General features: G+C 54.9%; 17 protein-coding genes. 5 read left to right on the top strand and 12 right to left on the bottom strand.

Translation table 11 applies throughout. The features are described from left to right. Positions 1-490: hypothetical protein (locus G6Q15_RS08250; RefSeq protein ID WP_164117621.1), on the bottom strand; the 490-nt coding region annotated here is incomplete at its 3' end. Between the two features lie 548 nt (positions 491-1,038). On the opposite strand from G6Q15_RS08250, the gene G6Q15_RS08245 reads away from it, so the two are divergent. Beyond that, positions 1,039-1,668, top strand: a complete 630-nt coding sequence (locus G6Q15_RS08245) for a response regulator transcription factor (RefSeq protein ID WP_164117618.1) — start codon at positions 1,039-1,041, stop codon at positions 1,666-1,668. Between the two features lie 12 nt (positions 1,669-1,680). Here G6Q15_RS08245 and G6Q15_RS08240 read toward each other — a convergent pair whose 3' ends face one another. The 4 genes from G6Q15_RS08240 to G6Q15_RS08225 are packed head-to-tail and all read right to left on the bottom strand — an operon-like array spanning position 1,681 to position 6,037. After that, complete coding sequence (locus G6Q15_RS08240; RefSeq protein WP_164117616.1) at positions 1,681-3,120, bottom strand: efflux transporter outer membrane subunit; 1,440 nt, start codon at positions 3,118-3,120, stop codon at positions 1,681-1,683. Further along, positions 3,117-4,181 carry an efflux RND transporter periplasmic adaptor subunit gene (locus G6Q15_RS08235; protein ID WP_240330814.1) on the bottom strand — a complete coding sequence of 355 codons (1,065 nt, stop codon included), beginning with the start codon at positions 4,179-4,181 and terminating at the stop codon, positions 3,117-3,119. The genes G6Q15_RS08240 and G6Q15_RS08235 overlap by 4 nt, the downstream gene beginning before the upstream one ends. Beyond that, positions 4,182-4,904: an ABC transporter ATP-binding protein gene (locus tag G6Q15_RS08230; RefSeq protein WP_205518126.1), complete on the bottom strand. Its 723-nt coding sequence runs from the start codon at positions 4,902-4,904 to the stop codon at positions 4,182-4,184. It abuts the gene before it with no gap. Further along, a complete protein-coding gene (locus G6Q15_RS08225) occupies positions 4,901-6,037 on the bottom strand; it encodes an ABC transporter permease (RefSeq protein WP_164117614.1) in 1,137 nt (378 codons plus the stop codon). The genes G6Q15_RS08230 and G6Q15_RS08225 overlap by 4 nt, the downstream gene beginning before the upstream one ends. Before the next feature lie 94 nt (positions 6,038-6,131). Here G6Q15_RS08225 and G6Q15_RS08220 point away from each other — a divergent pair, with 94 nt between their 5' ends. Further along, positions 6,132-6,773: a TetR/AcrR family transcriptional regulator gene (locus tag G6Q15_RS08220; RefSeq protein WP_164117613.1), complete on the top strand. Its 642-nt coding sequence runs from the start codon at positions 6,132-6,134 to the stop codon at positions 6,771-6,773. 5 nt (positions 6,774-6,778) lie between these two features. Here G6Q15_RS08220 and G6Q15_RS08215 read toward each other — a convergent pair whose 3' ends face one another. Next, positions 6,779-9,871, bottom strand: a complete 3,093-nt coding sequence (locus G6Q15_RS08215) for a glycoside hydrolase family 2 TIM barrel-domain containing protein (RefSeq protein ID WP_164117611.1) — start codon at positions 9,869-9,871, stop codon at positions 6,779-6,781. Between the two features lie 136 nt (positions 9,872-10,007). On the opposite strand from G6Q15_RS08215, the gene G6Q15_RS08210 reads away from it, so the two are divergent. Genes G6Q15_RS08210 through G6Q15_RS08200 form a run of 3 tightly spaced genes read left to right on the top strand, consistent with a single transcriptional unit; the run spans position 10,008 to position 13,445 of the window. Further along, complete coding sequence (locus tag G6Q15_RS08210) at positions 10,008-11,399, top strand: L-serine ammonia-lyase (protein WP_164117609.1); 1,392 nt, start codon at positions 10,008-10,010, stop codon at positions 11,397-11,399. Between the two features lie 4 nt (positions 11,400-11,403). After that, positions 11,404-12,483, top strand: a complete 1,080-nt coding sequence (locus G6Q15_RS08205) for a Gfo/Idh/MocA family oxidoreductase (protein ID WP_164117607.1) — start codon at positions 11,404-11,406, stop codon at positions 12,481-12,483. Further along, on the top strand, positions 12,480-13,445 hold the full coding sequence (locus G6Q15_RS08200) for a TauD/TfdA family dioxygenase (RefSeq protein WP_164117605.1): 966 nt from the start codon (positions 12,480-12,482) through the stop codon (positions 13,443-13,445). Before G6Q15_RS08205 ends, G6Q15_RS08200 begins: the two co-directional genes overlap by 4 nt. Here the strand turns inward: G6Q15_RS08200 and G6Q15_RS08195 are convergent. From G6Q15_RS08195 to G6Q15_RS08170, 6 genes are all read right to left on the bottom strand, one after another. Then, entirely contained in the window at positions 13,438-15,162 is a 1,725-nt protein-coding gene (locus tag G6Q15_RS08195; RefSeq protein ID WP_240330813.1) for a solute:sodium symporter family transporter, read from the bottom strand. The genes G6Q15_RS08200 and G6Q15_RS08195 overlap by 8 nt on opposite strands. Before the next feature lie 2 nt (positions 15,163-15,164). Continuing rightward, positions 15,165-16,157 (bottom strand): hypothetical protein, encoded by a 993-nt coding sequence (locus tag G6Q15_RS08190; RefSeq protein WP_164117603.1) that lies wholly within the window; start codon positions 16,155-16,157, stop codon positions 15,165-15,167. A gap of 31 nt (positions 16,158-16,188) precedes the next feature. Continuing rightward, positions 16,189-19,761 carry a hypothetical protein gene (locus G6Q15_RS08185; protein WP_164117587.1) on the bottom strand — a complete coding sequence of 1,191 codons (3,573 nt, stop codon included), beginning with the start codon at positions 19,759-19,761 and terminating at the stop codon, positions 16,189-16,191. A 19-nt stretch (positions 19,762-19,780) separates the two neighbouring features. Next, positions 19,781-21,352, bottom strand: coding sequence for a tubulin-like doman-containing protein (locus G6Q15_RS08180; RefSeq protein WP_164117585.1), 1,572 nt, complete (start codon positions 21,350-21,352; stop codon positions 19,781-19,783). 70 nt (positions 21,353-21,422) lie between these two features. After that, positions 21,423-22,022, bottom strand: a complete 600-nt coding sequence (locus G6Q15_RS08175; protein ID WP_164117583.1) for a hypothetical protein — start codon at positions 22,020-22,022, stop codon at positions 21,423-21,425. A 24-nt stretch (positions 22,023-22,046) separates the two neighbouring features. Further along, positions 22,047-23,555: a hypothetical protein gene (locus G6Q15_RS08170; protein ID WP_164117580.1), complete on the bottom strand. Its 1,509-nt coding sequence runs from the start codon at positions 23,553-23,555 to the stop codon at positions 22,047-22,049. Between the last annotated feature and the right edge of the window lie 20 nt (positions 23,556-23,575).

Raw genomic sequence — 23,575 nt, 5'->3', positions numbered from 1 at the left:
CTTCACGTTCAGGGAAAGCAAGAGCTGTTGGTGGCAACAGGTCACCAATCGCAAAAGGATCCTGGATTGCACCTTCATCAGTGGCAAAATTACCGCCTGAACTTTGCGGATCACCTGCTTCAGGTTCCGGCTCTTCCCCAATCAGAAGTGCAATCAGGTTGGCTGGCGGAATGGCAACGCCATCCAGAACCAGTTCAGGAACAATTACCGCACCATCCGGGATGATCATTGTCTGACCATCGGGCAGGGTAATCACAAGGTCGCGACCCTCGACTCGTATATCACTCAGCGACACGCCAGCGGGAAGGACAATGACCCCCTGCGCATCCGGTTGGAGGACAATCGGGCCAGACTGCATCCCGGCCGCACTTATCGCACTGGAGGCGATGCCTTCGGTACCTTGCGTGCCAGATTCCGCATCCGCGAAATTGTTTTCATCCGAATTACCATTAAATGCATTATCGTCTGCATTATGATCTTTGTAATCCATGTGCCCTTATCCTCTATATTTGGTCGCCAGACACCTGCCTGGAAACCGGAAAAGTATAATCTATATTGGGGAAGATTGTTTGCTTCGCTGAGCGCGATGCCCAAACAAAGATGCCTAACCGCACATTGCCCGCTAACTCTGATCAGTGGGTCTGCCCAATTTTAAACGCATCTACTTTTGAACAGCAAACTGTTCTGCCCCCGAATTCCCAATCCCGGTATTGAGCGACCCGGAAAGGATGGGATTTCGATTCGTCCGTATGATTAGAAACCATATGTATGATGGATATGGCAAGAAACTTCTAAAATGTTAACCATCTAATGGCAGATAGAAGTGGTTTTATATAACTAAAGTTATAGATTTTTACAAAAAATTACCCTAGAACATGTATCATGGTGTTTCATACCAGTTAATGGGGACGGTTAACATAATTCAGCGAATCGACATCACGGTGTCCAGACAAACCGAAATCAGCAGTTCTACGCCCATGCAAAGACGCCCTGTACCGGCTCGGATGAAATCCAGATACAAACACGGAGAAAGACAAAGTGTACAAGATCCTGCTCGTGGATGATCACGACTTTTTCCTGCATGGTTTCAAGCAATATCTGAATTGCACAGGCCGGTTCAGCGTGTCCACTGCCCCGAATGTACAGGGCGCAATCGAATTGCTGAAATATGACATGCCCAAGATCGCCATTTTTGATATTTTCAGGGAGCATGGCAGAGGAATGCAGTTGCTTGAGCATTTGTACAGGCGGGGCGGTGTATACGTGGTTCATCTTGCCACCGATATTGAAGTTGAGGAGACCGGCAATGCCATGCAGCTGGGGATCAGGGCGATCGCCAGGAAAGACAGCACACCAAAGGATATGATAAAGCTGATGGATACGGTTCTAGCTGGCGCCACAGATTATCAAGCTGATATTGCAGCCCGAGCCAAAAGCGGGCAATCTGAGATGGCAAATCAGGAAAACGATAAAAATAGCATACTGACAAAGCGCGAAAAAATGATCGTAGAGCTGGCCTGTCAGGGACTTCGCAATCGTGACATAGCCGAAAGGTGCGGTCTAGCCGAAGGCACTGTAAAAGTGCATATGCACAATATTTTTGGTAAACTGAACATTTCTTCGCGCGCAGAGCTCATCGTGCGGCAAACCACATTGCGCACTGCCTAAACTGATTTGCATCTAAATACCATTAAACCCGCTTCCGCCCAGAGCTAACCATAGCGCAATCTGCGCGCGTGCATAGCGACCCGCTGCCAATGCTCTGCCCGCCCGGACGCTATTCAGCTTGCGCCTTGCATTAAGCACAGTGGAAAAGTCCGCCAGACCGTTTCTATAGCGGATGGATGCCAAATATTCGGCATCTTTTTCCAATGCGATCTGCCGGTCCAGTGCGAGCAATTCAGCGCGCGCGCCGCGTGTCTGTCCATAGGCAGCCTCGGCATCGCCCAGCGCGCCAAACACCGTACCGCGATAGTCCGCAAATGCCTGTCGCGCTGCGGCCCGCCGCTCATCAATTTCCGCATCTATCCTGCCAAAATCCAATAACGGCACAGCCACAGCAGCCCCTAGATTGCCTACAATGCTATCCGCGTTGAAAATATCGCCCAAGGCAAATGTCAGCAGTCCGAGAGCACCTGAAAGCGTCAGCTTGGGAAAGCGTTTGCGTGCGGCCACTGCAATATCGGTGTCCGCAGCCGCCAACCTTGCTTCTGCCGCCGCCACATCGGGACGTGCACGCAGCATGTCGGCTGGCGTACTTGCTGGCAGTGCTGTACCCATATCCTTGGCGCTACCGTGCGTAAAACTGGCCATCACAGTCGCGGCATCGCTTGCGGTTAACGCAACAAGCGAGCCCGCAATGCGTGCCCGCTCCGCAGCAAGGGCATCAATACGTCCCTGCGCCTCTGCGACCAGGCTTTCAGCCTGTACAGCATCAAATCCCGGTGCCAGTCCAGCCCTGACACGCTGCTCTGCAAGTCTGACAAGATCACGCGCCTCGCCGATATCGGCACGCAGCACGCTTTCACGTGCATCCAGTGTGCGCCAGTCAGTCACATTGGCGGCAATGGCGGAAACAAGTTCTAATCTGGTTGCTGCGGCATCTGCCGTCGCGGCATTGATACGGATACGCGCCGCCCGCTCGGCAGCCTGCAGGCCGCCAAAAATATCCAGATCCCAATTGGCAGTGATGTTCGCACCAAAGCTGGTACGGTAACGGTCAATGTTTATCCCAGCGGGCAGGTCGACCCCGAAACTGTCCGGATTGGTGCGTGAGCCGGTTACACCGGCATCAGTACCAATATTCGGCTTACGATTGGCTCCGGCCCCGGCGGCACGCGCCCTTGCGCTGTCGATACGCGCCTGGGCGGCGGCCAGCGTGGGACCGTTGGCTAGCGCCAGCCTGCGCAATTCCTGAAAAGCGGGATCACCTACTGGCAGCAGATTTTCAAGAGCGCTCCGGTCCGCCTGTGTCACGTCCGTGGCAAGCGTAAATGTGGCAGGCAATTTTACTGTGGCAGGGTCGAGCGCCGGATCAGCATCCAGCATCTGCATTGATGCACACCCAGCCAGCAATAACGGCAGTGCGATCAGGATATAGCCATGGCCGCACCGATTCATTGGTCGTTATCCGTTTTTTCAGCACCATTTTTCTGGGCAGCACTTTTGGCATTTTTCGCCCGGACAAACGCATCCACCTGCTGCCCTACGAAAAAACCCTGATCGGGCGGAATCTGGTAAATCAGCTGCAGCACCCGCACATCAACGCGCTCACTGCTACTGTTGGTAAGCGACGTTTTGGGCGTCACTAAAGGCTCGGCGCGTACAAACGCCGCCTTCACGCGCCTGTCCGACATACCGCGCGGACTGATAACTGCATCTGAACCGATATCGGTGCGGCCAATCTCGTTTTCATCAATGTCGATCCGCACATGCAGCGGGCGGGTATTGCCGATTTCCATATAGGCCGCGCTGCTGCCCTGCGGTCCGCCCGAATTCGCATATTCGCCGGGACGTATGTCCACGCTCAACACTTCCGCCGCCATCGGTGCGCGCACTGTCAGACGCTCAAGCTCGGTCGCGGCACTGGCTCGGGCGGCCTGCGCGCGCCTTATGTCCGCCTCGGCCTGGGCAAGCTGTGCGCGGGCAGAACGGACGCTGCCGCTGCTGGAGATGACTTCCTGCCGCGATATCGCACGTGGGTCTTCTATACCGCGATACAGATCACGCTGCTGCTGTGCCGTGGCCAGTGCCGCACGTGCAGTTTCCCGCGCAGCCCGCGCATTGGCAATCACTGCATTCGCTTCTGTAATACGCGCACGTGTCGCGCGATCATCTATGGCGAAGAGTGGTTCGCCCATGGACACCTGCTGTCCGGGCTCGACAAATACTCGGGTAACGACACCGGGCAGGCTGGTGCCAACTTCAATAATCTCACTCGATGGCTCCACGACCCCTGCACCCGCTACACTGGGTACATCGCCAAAGGCCGAACTGGCCTTGGGCGGGGTTTCCACGGCATTTTCCTGTGTCCTATCAGGCTGGCTGCGTATCACCAGGATAATCGCAACAATGATAGCTATTATCGCCAGCACAGGCAGGATAGTACGGGAAAAACTGAGGCTGCGAAGCCGTTGTGAGAAAGACTGTGATGTCATTTTTACCTCTATATCTTCTGCCATCTAGTAATCCGGCATTTCCGTGCCATCATGGGTGATCCGGCCATCTTCCATCACCAATATCCGGTCGGCCAGATCAAATACGCGGTTGTCATGAGTGACGATGATGACGGTGCGTTCTTCTGCAAGCGCGACTTCACGCAGCAGGTCCATCACCCGCCGCCCCGATTTCGCATCAAGCGCCGCTGTGGGTTCATCGCATACGACCAGCCTGGGTTCATGCACCAGCGCACGCGATATTGCGACGCGCTGCTGCTGTCCGCCCGAAAGCTGGCGCGGTAGCTTGTCCGCCTGATCCGCGATATTGAGCTTGTCCAGCATGTCACGGCCACGCGCGACAGCCTCAGCCCGTTTCATACCCGCCGCCACCAGCGGCACTGCGGCATTTTCCGCTGCGGTAAGCGTCGGGATCAGATTGTACTGCTGGAAAATAAATCCGATCGTATCTAGGCGGAACTTAACAAGATCATTGTCGGACAGGCTGTAAATATCTTGCCCGAACACATTCACGCTGCCCTTTGTCGGGTAAAGGATTCCCGCAATAATCGAAATCATCGTGGTCTTGCCAGAGCCGGATTCGCCGACCAGATATGTGAGCTCACCCGACCGGATTTCAGCATCAATGCCATGCAGCACGCGGATTACCTGGTCGCCTGCGCCAAATTCCTTGACGATATTGTGCAGCGATATCGCTGCATCTTTTGGCATTGGTGTTTCTGCGCTCATCTGAACACCTCGGCCGGTTCAGTTTTGAGAACAGAACGCAGCGCCAGCCAGCCAGTGAGCAGGATCATCACCAGCACTACTACGGCGGTAAGCAATGGTATCTGCCATGGGACATAAAACCCCTTGAATTCAGGCGAATTTTCAAATCCATAGATAAACAGCACCGCTGCCAATACCCCAAAACCATAACCAACAATACCCACCAACAGCGCCTGCGCTGCCACCATCAGGCGGATCTTGTTATTGGTCACACCAATGGCTTTCAGCGCGCCAAACTGCTTGATATTATCGCGGATAAACAGGCTGAACGTTAGACCGACAATGGCGACACCAACAATGAAGCCGAGCGCCACGGTAATTCCGAAGTTAATGGGGATGCCGGTGTTTTCGATAATAAAGTCGATACCGTCTTTCGCAAATTCGTCACGCGTGCGCGCTTTCAGTCCGGTCGCCGCGGTAATACGCGTAGCTACCTGTTTAGGTGTCATGCCCTCTGCAGAGCGCGCCAGGACAAAGCTCATCCGGTTGCGCGTCCCCGGCACAAAATTGAGCGCATTGGAATAGCGTGTGTAGAAAACCACCGTGCTGGTAAAACTGGGATTTATATCGACAATGCCGCGGATCACCGCCCGGCGATCATTGAGTTCAAGCCGCTCGCCAATCGGGCTGGTACCGGGCGGGAACAGGCGGCCCGCACCTACCTCGTCGATGAAAACCGAATCCGGTTCATAAAGCGCCTCACGAGATCCTTCGATAATCTTGCTGGGCAGGCCAATCAGCGTGGCATCGTCAATGCCGACCACGCCTACGCCTTCCAGGTCGCCTTCCGGGGTACGGACATTGGCATTGGCGCGCATCATGGGCACCGCCCAGTCCACACCTTGCACTGAGCGCACTTTGTCCAGCGCAGTTGAGGGAAGCGGAAGCACAACATCGGTCGTGCGCGTAACAGGATCCATCACCCAGACATTGGCGGCAGGTGTGTTGTAAACCGCCGTCGCACCGCGTTCTATCAGGTTCAGGAAAATCGTAAGCTGCTGTGTGATCAGCAGTGCGGAAAAGGCGACACCGAACAGCAGGCCGAAAAATTTCTGCCTGTCTCCGGTCAGCATTCGTATTGCAATCCACGTCATGGAGAACGCCTCTTTTCGTATGAAACCGCTTGCCGACTCACATACAAAGCGACATAATGAACGTCAACGTTTAATTAAACGGAACCGTTCATTAATGCAAAACACCGCATCCAAAAAAACCAAAACCACGCTGGGCAGACCTGTCGATACAGGCAAAAGCGAAGCGATATTGAAAGCCGCTCGCGAGGAATTTTTCAATCAGGGCTTTGTACAATCTAGCATTGAGTCGATTGCAGCGCGCGCTGGCGTGTCCAAAGTTACCGTTTATAATCGTTTCGGCACCAAGGAAGCGCTTTTCGTCGCCGCAGTGGAGACCGAATGCGATTCAATGCGGCAAAACCTACAGTTTGCTGATATTTCAAGCCTTGACCTACGCGAAGCTCTGATCGGCTTTGGCATAAAAATGACGGCCTTTCTGGAGCGGGACGAGATAATACGCTTTGAACGCTATCTGGCGGTTGAATCCGAGAATAATCCTAAAATCGGGCGGTTATTTCTAGACGCCGGTCCCAGACGAATGCACCGCACATTGTCCGACCTTCTTACCAAGGCGGCGGATTCCGGTAAACTGGATATTGATGACACAATGATGGCGGCCGAACAGCTGGCTGGCATGATCAAAGGATTGTCCGATCTCGAAAGGCGCATGGGGCAGGCAAGCGACGGCCAGAATGCCACACGCAAGCGTGTTACCAGCGCTGTCGACGTCTTCCTGAACAGCTATGCGCGGCAATAATGCATTCAACGCAGCGGTTTCAGTATCCAACTGAAATTATAGACTCCCGGCTTTATCCGGTAAGGCGGCAACGCGTCCGGGCCACATGCCGCAGTCCCCAGCCCACGCATCGCCGCGTCTATATGCACCTCCGCCGTATCACGCCGCACAAGATCAGCAAGCGTTGTGCCTCTATCCAAATCACCGTCATGATGGTAGCGGGCGGCAAAACCGAGCCGTTCAGGAAACTCTATTGCCATCCCCTGTCCCGCTGCATTAAGTAACACGAAACTGTCTGTCTGATGGTGCCAGCCATGCTCCTGCGGGACGGCATAGGGGTGATATTGTGCGTCCATGTCGCTATTCCAGTGTCCATGCATCTGCGCCTTATGGCGGTCGGGATAGCTTTCATCTGGACCAAGCCCGGTCCATGATAGCTGGTTAAACCCGGCAGGCACTTCGAACCGGACACCTACACGCGGTATGTCATCCCATTCCCTGGGAACCTCGACTTGCTCATCCACCTGTGCGCCGTTCCGGGTTAGCTGCCAGATCGTTCGGTGCAGGGCATATATGCCCCCCGCGCCAATAATTTTGCGTTCAAACTGCGCAGTCACACCATCCTTTTTATTAAAAACTCTCACAGGCTGCGCCTCAATGCTGAGCTTGTGCAAGCCAAGCGCCATCCAATCGAGCCGCTTACTAGGTGCATCGGCACGCCAGCCGAGCTTGCCGCCATCATTGTCGGTGGGCGGACGCCACAAACAGGCGGTGATATCACCCAGAACCACCTGCATGCCATGCAAATGCACCGATCCGATTTGCCCGTTATTGCCCAGGTGCAATGCTATCGGGCCAGATACTATGGCATTTCCGGCGACGATGCCATCATCGCACCATATGGCAGGCGCATGATTCCTAATGCGTCGATGTAATTCCAGCTGATCCCAGCCCATGACATGCCCTGCGGGTATTGCGGCGGTGACGTAACGCTGCCGCCATTCGAGCACCAGGCACCAGTCATGCTCTGTATCCAATGCACCAGTATAAGGCATGGGAAACTCCCGCATCCCGCCTGCCTCAACCATGATATCCGCCTCGCCCCGCTCCACTGCTTCGCCATTTTTCTGAAGCGTCCAGTGCAGCCGCAAGTCATCGCTCGCGGCAAAGCTGCGCCGGTTGGCCACACGCACCGTCTTTTTATCCACCAGCTCCGCCACTATCGGCCGCGCCGCCCACGCATATTCACGTAGCATCGGGTGCGGCGTACCGTCGGGGGCGCACAGCCCGTCACAGCAGAAATTCACATCATTCGGTTCATCGCCATAATGTCCGCCATAAGCCCAAAAAGCGCGACCCGTCTCATCGGCTTCTGCAAGCCCATGGTCTTTCCATTCCCACACAAATCCACCGCCCAAGGCAGGTTCAGCGAAGAAAGCCTCCACATATTCGGCCAGCGACCCATTGCTGTTGCCCATGGCATGCGAATATTCGCACATGATGAGCGGGCGGTCATCGCCGCCCGTTTCCTCGGCCCAGCGTGCCCACTCAGTTATCTGCTCAATCGAAGGATACATGGGGCACACTATATCGGTAGTCAGCCGCTCAGATAAGCTGGGAGGCTGTTTCGCATCTGCAAAAGGCGGCTGCGCAAAAAACGTGTTGAACCGCATCGCCACCGCGCCTTCATAGTGCACGAAACGGGTCGGGTCGATCCGCTTGATCAGAGCCGCTGCGGCATCATGCGCAGGTCCATGCCCGGATTCATTGCCGAGCGACCAGCCGATAACCGAAGGATGGTTGCGGTCCCGCGCCACCATACGCATCACTCGTTCAACTATTGCCCCATGATAGCGGCTGTCCTGCGCCAGTGACTGCCAGCGGGCATGACTTTCCACATTGGCCTCATCAATAACATAGAGGCCAAGTTCATCGCATATATCCAGCAGGCGGCTATCATTGGGGTAATGTGCAGTGCGCACGGCATTGATATTATGCCGCTTCATAGTGATCAGCTCATCACGCACCTCCTCCACCGTCAGCGTCTTGCCGGTGACAGGGTGATGGTCGTGCCGGTTGACGCCCAGGATAGTAATCGGCCTGCCATTGACCAGCAGCCGGCGGTCTTTCACTTCAACGCGGCGGAAACCGATCTGACGGATATGCACCTGCGCCACATTACCATCGCTGTCGATCAGCTCAATATGGAGCTGGTACAGTACGGGTTGCTCAGCGGACCATGGCTGCACCCTGTCAATCTGCGCAGACAGCTCAACCTGATTGCCGGGAAAGAAATAGGCAGCGGCCATCTGCTCGGGAATGCTGCCTTGCGGTGCCTGCAGGATCTCACGTCCATCCATAGCGGCACACAGCGCGCCATCCATATCCCGAATATCACCGCGCACTTTCCAGCCGCGCGAGCCGCCTTCCACCTTTACCGTGACCTGCGCACTACCAGTGCTATTTTCAGGATCATAATCCGCCGCGATATGTATATCGCCAATATGTGTCGCGGCGCGGGATTCCAGATGGACGCAGCGGTGTAGCCCCCCATGATACCAGTGATCCTGGTCCTCAATCCATGTTGCATCGGACCATTTGATAACCATCACAGCAATCTGATTGTCACCACTCACCAAATGCGGCGTCAGGTCAAATTCGGACGACAGGCGGCTATCCTTGCCCATACCCACAAAAACGCCATTGCACCACACAAGCGCAACGCTTTCAAACCCGCCCAGATGAAGGATGGTTGACCGCTCTTCCCACTCTCGCAGCAACGCAAAAGACGTACGGTACAGCCCAGTCGGGTTATCCTGCGGCACTTGAGGCGGCGTATCGCATCCGAAAGGCATGACGACATTGGTATAATGCGGCTTGTCCCATGTATCCTGCCGCGTCCAGGCCCCCGGCACCTGAATGGTTCGCCAATCCGTATCACTCTCACCCTGTGTCCAGTCCACTGGCGCATCGGCAGGCGATTGCAGCAATTGGAACCGCCATTCGCCATCCAGTGACATCCGCCAACGTGCGTCCGCATCCATTGTCGCCCGCATCGGCAGGCGATTGATCGCAGTCAGTTCCGGTTGCAGGATATGATTGAGTGGCAGAGGCAGCATTCGGGTCAGCGCTTTCGTTCAAACAGACTGCACGAATGATTATAGATGCACCTCATTCATGGCCAGCGGATAATTTGTGCGCTGGCATGCTTTTGGCTTTGCCGCCTCACCGGCTTTTCGCTAAGGCATAGACCATATGTTATCCGTCCTTGACCTTTTCCGCATCGGCATTGGCCCATCCAGCTCGCATACTGTGGGACCGGTACGTATTGCCGCCAGATTCCTAAACGGCCTTAAAAAGCGCAAACTGCTGAATGAGGTGTCTCGCGTACAGGTGGAGTTGCAGGGTTCACTGGCGTTAACCGGCAAGGGACACGCAACACCAAAAGCATGCATATTGGGACTCATGGGCCTGAAACCTGAAACCATGGACCCTGACACGGCAGACAGCGATGTGGCGAAAGTGGATGTGGATAACCGGCTGATGCTGGGCGGCAGCCGGGAGATCGCTTTTGATCCTGCGCAGGACATTGTTTTTGACTTTGATACGCCGTGCGATCTCCATCCCAATGGTATGCGCCTCATCGCCTATGATGCAGGTGGCAAGATCATCCGTGACCGCCAATATTATTCAACCGGGGGGGGCTTTATCGCCTCGCAAAAACAGCTTGAAGCTCCCGTCAAAAATGACATGGTCGATGCAGGCAATACCGTCCCCTACCCTTTTAGTTCGGCGGATGAAATGCTGGCATTGTGCAATGAGCAAGGGCTTGCCATCCATGAACTGATCTATGCCAATGAAGACGCCATGCGCCCGCGCGCCGAAACCAACGCAGCGTTGGACCGGATTGCCAAAGTCATGATGGGTTGTATCGACCGGGGACTTGACCGCGAAGGCGTTTTGCCCGGCAGTTTGAAAGTCAAGCGGCGCGCGCCCGCCATCTGGGCCAAATTGTGCAGTAATCCCATGTCCAACGAACAGGAGCAGCTGTTCGATTGGCTCAATGTTTATGCCATGGCGGTGAACGAAGAGAATGCCAGCGGCGGGCAGGTCGTAACTGCCCCGACAAACGGCGCGGCGGGTATCATCCCGGCGGTCATCCGCCATTATTGCCGGCTCGACCGCGGTACGGACCCATCTGGCTGCACCAAAGCGATACGCAAGTTCCTGCTCACCGCAGGCGGCATTGGCTTGCTGTATAAGCAGCGGGCATCGATATCAGGTGCGGAAATGGGGTGTCAGGGCGAGGTCGGGGTGGCCTGTTCGATGGCCGCAGGTGGCCTCGCGGCTATCTGGGGCGCAAGCCCGCTCAAGGTAACCAGCGCGGCGGAAATCGGCATGGAGCACAATCTGGGCCTGACCTGCGATCCTGTCGCTGGTCTGGTGCAGATTCCGTGTATTGAACGCAACGCTATCGGCGCGGTCAAGGCCGTAAATGCCGCGCGGCTCGCGCTGCATGCGCCTGACCAGCTGCGCGTTAGCCTGGATCAGGTGATCGAAACCATGCGGCAAACCGGACAGGATATGTCCAAAAAGTACAAGGAAACCAGTCAGGGCGGTCTTGCCGTCAATGTGGTCGAATGCTGAACACATGAGCAGCGCACGCAGTTATGCCATTATCGGCGCCGGGATGATGGGGTGCGAGCATATACGAAACCTTGCATTGCTTGACGATGCGCATCTGGTCGCGCTTGCGGACCCGCATCCTCACTCCCTCACCGCTGCTGCTGCACTTGCGAATCAATATGGCGATACCCCGGATTGCTATAGCGATATCCAGGAAATGCTGCAGGCCAAGAAGCCAGATGCCGTCATCATCGCTTCGCCCAACCATACGCATTTTGATGTCATGCAGCAGGTCATGCCGCATAGTCCCGCCATATTGCTTGAAAAACCGATGTGCACGGCAGGCGAAGACGCTCGCGCTTTGCATGACCTTGTGCAGGGTTATACACCGCCTGTCTGGATTGGTCTCGAATATCGCTATATGCCGCCTGTATCCGCCTTTATCCGGCGGGTGCATGCAGGCGAGACGGGGCCCGTGAAAATGCTCTCCATCCGCGAGCACCGCTTTCCCTTTCTACCAAAGGTTGGTGACTGGAACCGCTTTAACCGCAATAGCGGTGGCACATTGGTGGAAAAATGCTGTCATTTTTTCGATCTGATGCGGCTTATCCTGCAGGATGAACCGGTGCGTATCTTCGCCAGCGGCGCGCAGGATGTAAACCATCTGGACGAGCAATATGGTGGCGAAGTGCCTGACATAATCGACAATGCCTATGTTCTGGTGGATTTTGCAGGTGGGGGGCGGGCTGTACTTGATCTGTGCATGTTTGCCGAAGGATCCGAGCAGCAGGAAGAGATTTACGCACTGGGACCCACGGGCAAGATGGAAGTCAAAATACCCGCTGGCGATATTGTCTGGTCTCCGCGCGACGTGTCAGGTGCAGTGCGCACCCATATTGACGTTCCCAAAAGCGCCATGCAGGCGGGCGACCATCATGGCGCCACCTGGTTCCAGTTGCAGGATTTCCATGCAGCGCTGACGAATGGCACGCCTCCACTGGTCACGTCGCTTGATGGACTGCGTTCGGTGCAAATGGGGCTTGCGGCGCAGCAATCCATCGCCACCGGCCTGCCTGTGCCACTTGGTTTTGGAGGTGGCATATGAACGCTTCTCTGCATTTCAGCACTGGCGCGCATCAACAGCAATGGAGCGGCGCAGCCTTCCCTGCAATAGTGATGGCAGATGGAAGCGATGCATTGGCCGATATCATGGCGACACACCAGACTGCCATTGACGCCGCTCTCGCCGAAACGGGTGCGATACTGTTTCGCGGATTCGGCATTTCGGATGCGGATGATTTTGACCATGTCGTCACTGCCTATGGCGCGGAAAATTTCCCTTATGCCAAATCACTGTCCAACGCAGTGCGGATCAACCTGACTCCGCGCGTTTTCACAGCCAACGAGGCCCCGCCCGAAACCAGTATCTACCTGCATCATGAAATGGCGCAAACGCCGATATATCCTTCACGGTTATTCTTTTTCTGCGAGATCGCAGCGGACAAAGGCGGCGCGACCCCGTTATGCCGGTCCGACATGCTGCTTTCGAAACTGGACGCCAAAAATCCTTCGCTTGTAAAGCGCTTCAGGGAACGGGGCGTGCGCTATACCAATATCATGCCGCCCGAAAATGACACTGGGTCCGGGCAGGGACGCAGCTGGCGCAGCACATTGGGCGTGGACACACACGCAGAGGCGGAGGCGCGGCTCGCCGCGCTCTGTTATACAGGTAAATGGCTGGGCGGTGATACCCTGAAAGCCACCACGCCAGTGCTGGATGCCGTGCGTATCATGCCGGATGGCCGTCATGTGTTTTTCAACCAGCTGATTGCTGCGTTCCGTGGCTGGGCGGATAGCCGCAATGATCCGTCCAAATCGATCACCTACGGCGATGGTAGTGCAATTGATCCAGCGGACATGGCTTTGGCCATCAATATTGCCAATGACATAAGCTATGACCTGAACTGGCAATCCGGTGACGTTGCGTTAGTTGACAATTTCCTGGTCATGCATGGACGGCGGCCCTTTCAGGGCAAGCGCCGGGTGCTGGCATCACTTATCAAATAAGCTGTTTGCGCAGGGCGGCCCATATCCATATCGCAATATTCGCCGCAATCAGCGCAGAACACAGCGTGAGGAATAATGGCTGCACGCCCTGCCCTACCGCGAGACCAATATTCGAAAACAGCAAATAAAGCCCCACCACACAGCTGAGCAGCGTAAACGCAGTCGGATAGGCAAAATGCCAGCGCTGCATGTCTACCTTGGCACGATCAGGCCGGACATAGGTTTCGCTGCGCGGTTGCAATTTTCCGGCTACAAACATGATGCCGGCCTCTATCACGAATAAAATACCATATTGGTGCAGGAAATGCAGATCGATCGCTTCGTCAAACACAAAACGCAGCAGGCCATAGGCGATAACATGAAAGACAATCACGATTTTCGCGCCGATTGCAGGAATATGATTTGTAAACAACCCCATAATAACAATGACAACTATCGGGATATTATAAAAGCCGGTGAATATCCGGATCACCTGCCACAAACCGTCTTTCGCAAAATAAAGCATCGGCGCCACGGCAAAAGAGAACAACGCGATAATGATACTGGTTATTTTGGCTATACGGATCAACTCCGCATCGCTGGGCATGGTTTTTCGCATCGGTGCGTATATGTCGAGCGTGAACAAGGTCGCCGCGCTATTGAGCAGCGAATTGAAAGAGCTGAACACCGCGCCGAGCAGTACGGCGAGGAACAGCCCCGTAAGATAGGTCGGCAGCACATCGTCAATCAGCCGCGGATAAGCAAGATCAATCGATGCCAGCCCTGGCCCGTACAAGTGATAGGCAATCACCCCCGGTATCATCATCAGGAACGGCACCAATACTTTGAAAAACCCGCTAAAGAGCACACCTTTCTGCCCCTCGGCCAGCGATTGCGCGCCCAATGTGCGCTGGATAACATACTGGTTGGTGCACCAGTAAAACAGGTTGGCGAACAGCATACCGGTAAACAGCGTGCCAAAAGGCGTGGGATCACTCGCACTGCCAATGGCATTGAGCTTTTCGGGGTGATCGCTCATGATGGCCGCCACGCCAGTGGCAAAGTTGCCACTGCCCAAGGCGATCAACCCCAGCACCGGCACCAATATGCCAATGAACAGCAAGCCGATACCGTTGATCGTGTCCGACACCGCCACCGCGCGCAAACCACCGAAAATGGCATAAAGCGCGCCGGTTACGCCGATGGTCACAACAGTAAAGACCAAGGCCGGGAAATATTCAAGCCCCGTGCGCGCTGGTACGTCGAACAGCTGCATCACTGCCACAGAACCTGAATAGAGTACCGAGGGGATGGTGACGAGGCCATAACCCGCCATAAACAACAGAACCGATAGCCGCCGCACATCGGCATCAAACCGGTTATCCAGAAATTCGGGCAACGTGGTAAATGCACCGGCCAGATAACGCGGCAGAAATATCAGCGCCATGGTAATGGTCGCCACCGCTGCCGTCACTTCCCAGGCCATAGAGCTCAGGTTCGCGCCATAGGCCGAACCGTTCAAACCGATCAGCTGTTCCGCCGACAGATTGGTAAGCAGCAAGGAGCCTGCAATAAATGTCGCACCCAGACCGCGCCCGGCCAGGAAATAACCATCTTTTGAATTCACCTCGCCGCGTGTCTTGATATAGGAAATCCAGGCGACAAGACCCATAAAAAACACCGCAGAGGCAGCGGTGAAAGCCAGTGATACGCCCGTGTCTATCACAGCGAGAAACAAGACTATTGTACGCCTTCAATCTGTCCTAGTGTACGTAATTCCCAGCCCTCACCCCCTTCGGCAACTATGGCAGGTTTTACAAGCCTCAAACTGCCACCTGCGCTGAAGGCAAAATGGTGTTCGAAAGGATGGTCGGGAACCTTGTCTTTGAATTTAAGCCAGTTGCGCTTCGCATCTGAGCCAGGAATTAGATAAGCCTTACCCTGCTGTGTCGGGCTTTTGACAAGCCAAAAGCGTGCCCGCCGGTCCTCAAAAATATTGGCAACCCCGCTATTACGGTCATTGGTGAAAGCCTGCGGCGCAAATTCAGTCTCAAAGGCAGCAATGTCTTCCGGGCTTTCAATCGCATTGAACGCGGTGGCCATTTTTTGCAGAAATGCACTGTCATCCGGGGGTGGAGGCGGCTGTGCAGGAGCTGCCACAGTCTTTGCCTGATGGGGCGCCTTACTGGTATCCACCGCCACATATTTTTCGCCGATAACATCTTTTGAGGCTGGAAGCTGCGGCGGCACAGCAGCACCTCCACCCGCAGCCAGTTTACCGGATACACTATCCTTAAACTCACGGTAATCAGCGGACATATTGCTGACTTGGCCTTTCAGCATATTCAGCTCATTTTCAACACTCGAAGATCCGCTTCGTTTTTGCAGCCGCGCCTTCAGACCATCTATTTCCGCCCGTATGGCGCGCAGCCGGAGCATCGCGAATATCCCAGCGGCCAGACCGGTCATCGCAATTAGCCATAATAGCAAATCACCAATGGGCATGGATGCATCGCGTACAGTCTTTGCCTGCTCTTCAAGCGTTCCTACACGGACCTCAAGTTCCCGGTTCTGGTGAGCGAGCAAATCCACATTCGAGTCTTCATTACTGAGGCCTATTGTTTGTTCCTCAGTTGGATCGCCCCGTTGCGCATTGGCGCTATCGCTGCATGCTGCAACAGCAAGGGATGCACCAAACAATGCGGCCAAGAGAATTTTGCGCGCCTTATCCATTCGTCCTGCTCCCTCCCTCCAAATCAACCAATTACCAGCGCGGGTCGCCGTGTTTGACCACCAGCATTTCCTTGCGCTCTTCCACCGGCTTGCTGAGTATCTCCACCAGCGCGCGCAGTTTGGAAATAAACGGCGGTTCGATTTCCTGTGTATCTTCAGTATCTTCGTCATCCAGGTCGCGGGCCAAATCGCTCAGATTGCGGTTCAGTTCACGCCGCGCCTTATTATCAATTTCGCGTTTCGCAACACCGTTCTTGCTGTCAACGGCAATATTCAGGCCCAGCCGAAGCTTTAGCAATTCGATGAAATTCAGGAATTCTGCATCACCCAGCATATCAAGTCGGGCATCCTTGTCGATTTTCTCAATCGCCGCCGTGGATTGCATTTCGGTGCTTGTGCCATCTTGTACCATGGTGACATATTCGCCCAGCGGCGTTGCGTTGGTGACGCGTGTGCGCGAAATATCGAGCGGATCACATAGCATGCCATTGGCGACTTCATGCTTTGGCTGTGAAGAGAAAAGCCCAGTAAGCCGCGCGCTCGATGGCGACCATCCGTTATCGCTCTCTGCATCACCGCTGCTGACCAGCGCGACATCAGATATAATGGCTGACAATTGGCCCAGATAGCTGTCAGCATCCTGCACATCACCCAATTGCCGGTAAAAGCTCGCGCCACGGCCAGCAAAGGCGACGGTAATATCATGCACATCCTGCTTACTAATTACTCCGTCGCTCAGACATTTGCGCAGCACAAGTCCCGTATAATAGAACATACCTGCGAGCGCGGTAGCTGCGCTATAACGCAGACCCTTGCCGATATCGGTGTCGCTGAACATCGTATAGCTCTGGTCAAATTTGGCGTTAAAGTCAGTCTGGCTGACCTGCAGTTCGACCATATCCTGCATGCTCTTGCCTGCGCCATATTTGTCCATGGCCTGACCAAATTCACTGTCGCCCATCTCGTCGAAAATTTCATGGTTATTGGCTAGGAACCGCGTGAAGAAATGGCCGCCCGCAATACGGAACGAACTGCGCCAGATGGTCTGTTCATCTTTGAACAACGCGATTTCTGTCGTACCGCCGCCAATGTCGAACATCGCGACCATGCTGCCTGCTTGCCCCGCATGTTCCGCGCCATTGATGAAATAACGCAACGCCGCTGCACCCTCGGTTTCGAAATGCAGATAATCTTTCGCTTGCGCCTTGGGCCCGCAAATCGGTCCCATAATTTCCTTCCACGCCTGCGTAGCGGAACTTTTGAAATCATGCGCCTGTGTGTTGCGCCACGCCTGCGGATAGGAAAAATGCCATTTGATATTTTCCGGCAAATAGCCCTTGTCCATCGCTTCGACGCTCGACATCAGGATAAGCTGGCGCAGGAAGCGCTTTACCATCCGACGCACCTTGGGATCGGTGTCCCATTTCAGCTGGAAGACAAGATTATCGCCCTCCATCATTTTCAGTGTTTCCTTCAGTTTCTGCTCGGTTTCCGGCATAAAGAAAATCATATCGGCCATGCCGTGATAGGGGAAACTTGCAAGTCGCTGCACACTGCTGGCGCCCTGTATGTCAAATTTGCGGCGTTTCATCACTGTCGGGAAAGGCGATTCCTGTTCGTGCGCCGGGAAAAATTCGACGCAATCGAGCGCGAACACATCATTTTCCGCGCCCATATGGCTGAACGGCTTGACCACGCGGTTGGCAAAATTCACCGGCTCTGCGTCACGGCCCGCGCTCGCATAAACCACAGTATTGGTGGTGCCAAAATCAACCGCAACATGCAGTTCGCCCTGCTGTGTCGGTCGCGTGTTTTTAGGCAGCAATATACAGCCAGCTGGCACCTGTTCACCTTGCTCATCACTAGTTGCTGCGAAGAATAGCGCCTCAGCGCCTTTGCCCAGTATATGCTGTTCTCCAACTGCGGTTTGCAGGTCGGCAAAGGCAGTGCGGTGCATGATAAGGTTGCCATCACCGTCCTTGATCTCACCCATATCACCGGCAAAAAAAGCATCGCCGCGCTCCGCCACCAGGTCATTGGGCGAGGCAAGGTCGCGCAGCAGCGATATCCCGCCCGAATGGCTATCCTTTGCGCGTACTTCAATCATTGCGGCAAGGCTCTTGCCCGACACTGCAAAGCGCGGACGCATATCATAATTTGGGTTGAAGCTGTACCGCATGAAAGTCCATGGCCAGTCAGCATTGCTGATGTTTGGCCAGAAGATCAGATCTTCGTTAATGCCTTTCGACATCATGCCGTCTTTTTTGGAATAGCGGCGGATCACCGTGTGCGTCATCGCCGGTTCCCGGGGACTGCCCGGGATCACATCCAGGTCGAGCTGCACCTCATAGGCATCGCCCTTGTCAATCAGGCGCAGCTGATTGTTCAGGTTTTCACGCCCCAGAAGCAGCAATGCCGCCGGACTGATCGGCAACAGGAAATTCGCCCATTCCTTCATATGTGCATCGACACGCCCGTCATTGTTGATGCTGGTTAGCTTGTGCGTCAGCAGCGCATCGGATGTAATTACCGCATAACCTTCACGCGCGGCATCTTCAGCGATTTTGGCAAGAATGTTCGGAGTTTCGGCATCGCGTAGCGTGTAATTGCCCCATATGCGGATATCCTGTGCAGGGCGGCCCAATGTGCGGTCTGCAAAATCGGGATCAATCAGGATGATACCGCTGGCAATATCCTTGGCCAGATCCTGTCCATCTTCGCGGGTGCGCAGCTTAAGCAGCGCCTGTGACTTGGGTCCGCGGCTGATATCAGGCTGTTTCGGAATATTGTTGAGCGGAGCGTAAAATGAATTTGGCAGCACATCAGTCACTGCCTCATATTCAAGGTCATAGGGTGCCGCGCTTGCCTCTGCCATCCGCGCCTTACAATCTTCCGCAAATGCTTTGATCTGATCACGAATAAACTTGGCCTCTTCGGGCAGGCCTGGCTGATTTAGATGCAGGAACAATTTCCCCAGATAATTGTGCAGTGCCACCCAGTGATCACCCGACATGCCTTCACAGCGGATCGGATCATCAAGACCCTCGCGCATCCACGGAATATCGGCATGGATGATCTTGCGTGCGCCTCGTGCGGGCGCGACCAGGCAATTGGGCACCATCATGCCAATGGCCTTTGGCTCGCCGGTTGCAAACACATCTTCGGAAGTAGCCTGAAACGTGATGACGCCCATCTTGCTCCAGTCCGCTTCGCGGCTGATTGTCTCATGCGGCATTAACTGGCGGAGCATCCGGCGAAAGCCAGGGTTACCCAGCGACATGTCATCCAGATCATAATTGACAAGCTGCAGGATATAGCTGTCGCGGAAGAAATTCCGTAGCGCGAGCAATGCAATCAGGCCGCGCCACTGTGCCCGCGCGTCATTAGCCGCGACATGCCCCTTGGTCGTTAGTGCTTGAGAAAAAAGCAGCGGCCGCGCCCATGGATCAGGCAGCGATTTCAAGCCATCAATATTGACTTCTTCGGCCGCAATAACCAGCGAATCTGCCATATCGTCCAGCCGCCCGGACGGTTCCCACACACCCGTTACATCGGGGTCGGCAAATTTCTCATTGGTCAGCGGCGGGAGGTTATAAATTGCCATATGCCTGTGCGTCCTTCAATCAAACTTCTTTTACGGATGAATAGGTGTAAAGCGCAGCAATCATGCTGCCCATACCGTCATGTTCATCCTCAAATGAATCTTCAGTCAGCCCGTCGGCCAGTTCAGCGGAATCCGGCATTGGGTCATCCGATGTACCATGCTTGCTAACCACGCTTTCGAAAAACTGGGCATAGTCGTCATCGGAAAGGCTGATAGCCACTTCCGCATCCTGATTGGGGCGTTTGAAATCCACGCCCTTGACCATGCCCATGACGTTCCAGAGGTTAAACGTGAAATTAGCATCCTTGCGCGCATAAGCCTCCATGGCTGCACACCAGCGGATAAAATCATCGACCACCAGATCAAGCCGGGTGATATTTTCGGACGGGCTGTTATTCTGCCAATCAAGCTGGTCAAGCCCCTGCGCCTTATACCAGGCCTGTTTGTGGACCGCCTTGCGGCTGCTGTCATCATCCAGATGCGCTTTCCAATATTTGAACGCCGCTGCAAAGCGCAGGAACTGCCCGAATTTCTCATGGAATTCACGCGAACCATTTGTGCCCATCGCTGGGATATCGGGCCAGCTCAGCGCGCGTTCATTGGCACGGGCGGACACATTTATCTGCTGCACACCTTCGGCATCGGGTGCGGCGGGTGCAGTGAAGAATTTATGCACAGCTGTCGCTGCCAGCATTTCGGGAAGCAATGCCGGATTGCGCTGATCGCCTGCGCCGGGCTGATGATAGTCCATCACGAAAAACGGGCTCCAACCAATCAGGTAGAGCTGGTCAAAAATATGCTGCGAGCTCAGCATATTCTCATAATGACGCAGCGCACCGCGAGACTGCATCAGCTGTTCATTGGCACGCGCAACATTCTGGTTCTCGTCTTCATCGGGGTCCGGAAAGCCAAAATAAGGCAGCATCAGCACACCGCCAATATGGACATTGGAGCTAATTTTCTCTTCGCGCAGCCGGTCGCGGATAATACGCGCCAGTGTCGGAAAGCCTGCCGCACCTGTTCCGCCAAAAACCGATCCCGCAATCATAATATTGACGCGCGAGCCCGAACCCACTGACTTGATCGCCTCGGTAATCGCATCCCAGAAACCACTACCGCTATTCGCACGCGCTGAAATCGCCGCTGCCCCCAGATGCGGACGGCCGCGATAGCCTTCATCAAGCGGCATATCCTGCTCTTCATCCTTTTCCACCTTGCCGGTTTCGAACAATGCATCGAACAGATAATTGTCCTCCTGCATCGCGCCGAAAATCGAACTGAGCGTGGAACCGCTACGCTCGTCAGGAACCCAAAGGCCGCTACCGCCATCAATCGTTTCGATATTGGTGCGCAGGATCGGACAATCCTCGCTGCCGTGTAGTTTATGACTACCCTCTGGCCCGCGCCATGCGCTACGCGCCTCGATATAGTTGGACAAGGCATATTGCGCGCGGTTCAGGTTGCCATTGCTCTTGTCCTGGTCGACAAAACCAACTCGCAGCTCGGTCGGGCCGATACCTATCGTGGCAAGCTGTACTGCCGCCTCGACCACTTTTGCGCCTGTTCCGCCCACGCCGATAATAATGTCCATATTCTATCCTCTTATGCCCGAAACAATGTCCGGATAATTCCCCGGGCGCGCAAAAGCGCCTTGCGTACGTTTATAACGGCAGCGAAGGTTGCATTTTCTCTGGCGTCGCCCATTTCGTACCACCCCAATAAGCAACCCACGACAGGATGACGAAAGCAATCGGAATGCCCCAACCGCGCGCCACCGTCATTTTTGCGGCCCATGCGTCAAAGCTGCCGGTAAAATGCGCCAGCACGGCAAATATAATGCCGCCCACCGTAATCAGACCCCAATAGAGCCACCATTTCGGTTTCAGGCCGGAAAAAGCCGATGGCGTGGCCGCGCTGGCCTCTGCCAATGTGACCTGCACTGCGAAAATAACGCCAAGCGCCAACGGCACTAGGCTGCCCAGGAAATACCAGTACATGGTGTTACCTCGCGCCTGCTCCGCCTCGACCGTCAACGCACGTTCGGCCGCATCATAGCAATCGGCGCTGCTGCCTCCATTGTCATCAAAAAAACCACCACCAGAGGCTGAACCGCTTCCGGTGCCTACGCAGTTTTCTTCATATTGCGCTTTTACCGCAGGGCTCATTGTCGATGACGAACCGGTCGAAAAATAGATCAGGCCCGCGCCGATCACCATAACCAGAAACCAGATGCCAAGATATTTAGCTGCTGCTGTCGCCATACGAAGCCTCTCCCTTAAATGCTGTTACTCAACCCTGAGTATAAAATGTGTTGCCGAACGCGGAATGGAATCGCGTCCCTTTGTATCCAGTTCAGTTTCCAGAATCCGCCGCAGCCGCGACAGACCGGGTGCGCCAATGCCCGGCTTACCGCTTGTCAGGTTGCTGGTGATCTGCTCTGGCGCCATCGCCCAGTCATCCATCCATGCCGCGGCCTCATGCGGCACGGCAAGTCCCGACTGCCCCGCCACAAGCTGCACCAGATAGGTGCCCTTGCTGCGCATGGATGATGTATCAAGCCGGTCCATAGTAAGCAGATAGCCAACGTCCTGCCCCTCTACAATCCAGCCGTCCGATGGAAGCGCGGCAGTTTTCGACCAAAGCGCATTTGGCGCGCAGGCGGCGTTATCCGCCATATTTGCATTTAGCCGCCAAACGGATGATGTATAGCGCGGCTTATTACCGGTAATTTCATAATCCGCGACATTGGCATTGGCCGCAAGCCTCATGGCCAACCCCGCACCTTCACCGCCAGCAGCATCCGATTTGCGCGCACCAAATTGCGGAAGGTTGCCAAATAGAGCAAGCAGCCGCTCATCTTTCGTCACGCGGGTCTTGGCAAAACCGCTGCCCGTTTTACGCACTTGCGGCTCTGTCAGCTGCATCGCTCCTGCTTCCTGCCCGAACAGCGCGAAGGCCATGTCACCCTGATCTGCGCTTGTTTTGGAAAAACCTGGAATCTCGGAAGTCTGTAGATAGTCACGATAGGCGCGTACATGTTTGGGTTGCCCGATCATCAACAGCACCAGCGGGCGGCGCACCTTGGCATTAAACCGGCGACCTTCATGATAGATATTGCCGTTAAAACCGGTGCGCACGCCCATGATGCCGACGGCGAGGTTTTCCTCAATCACCGCAGTGCGCAGCTGCCCGCCCACGGATGCCTCGAAACTGTCCACCGCGTCCTTGTTATCAAGCATCAGGTCAGTGACGATGATGTTGAGCTCCGTGCGCGCAGCATTGCCCTGCCGCCGCTCCGCATTGATATGCCGCAGCAATGTATCAATGCGTGTCTCCTGATTGTCACAGCCGCCCTGCGGACAGCGATAGGCTGCAGGGCGGGCAAAACTTTCCGGCTGCGCGATGGGATCGCTGACTTTCGTACCGAAGCTGCGGAACACTATCTCGCCCTGCCCGTTCTGGTACAGACCGCTCTGCGTAAAATTGCGCGTCGCGCTGATCAGGTTGCCAATCGCATTGGCACTGCCCAGACTGGGGCTGACATAGCCCGCCATACCGCCCGAACCATCGAAATAAATATTGATTTTCGCGGGCGCTGCCTTCACCGCGCCATTAATGCCTAAAATGGACGAAACCTGCGCAGGAACGCATTGCTGCGCCGTTTCAGCTATCTCTTCATCACTGGAATTAAAGAAATAAAATGCACCCGCGCCAACAGCCAGAACAAGCACAGCCAAAGCTATCAAAATTAGGGGCAGCGGGGAGTTGGTCTTCTTGGTTTTCTGTCTTGCCAATATATTCTTTCCTAACGCTT

The sequence above is a fragment of the Sphingorhabdus sp. Alg239-R122 genome (assembly GCF_900537065.1).
Taxonomy (GTDB): domain Bacteria; phylum Pseudomonadota; class Alphaproteobacteria; order Sphingomonadales; family Sphingomonadaceae; genus Alg239-R122.
Note: the sequence above shows the minus strand (reverse complement) of the source record. Positions and strands in the feature narration are given on the sequence as shown.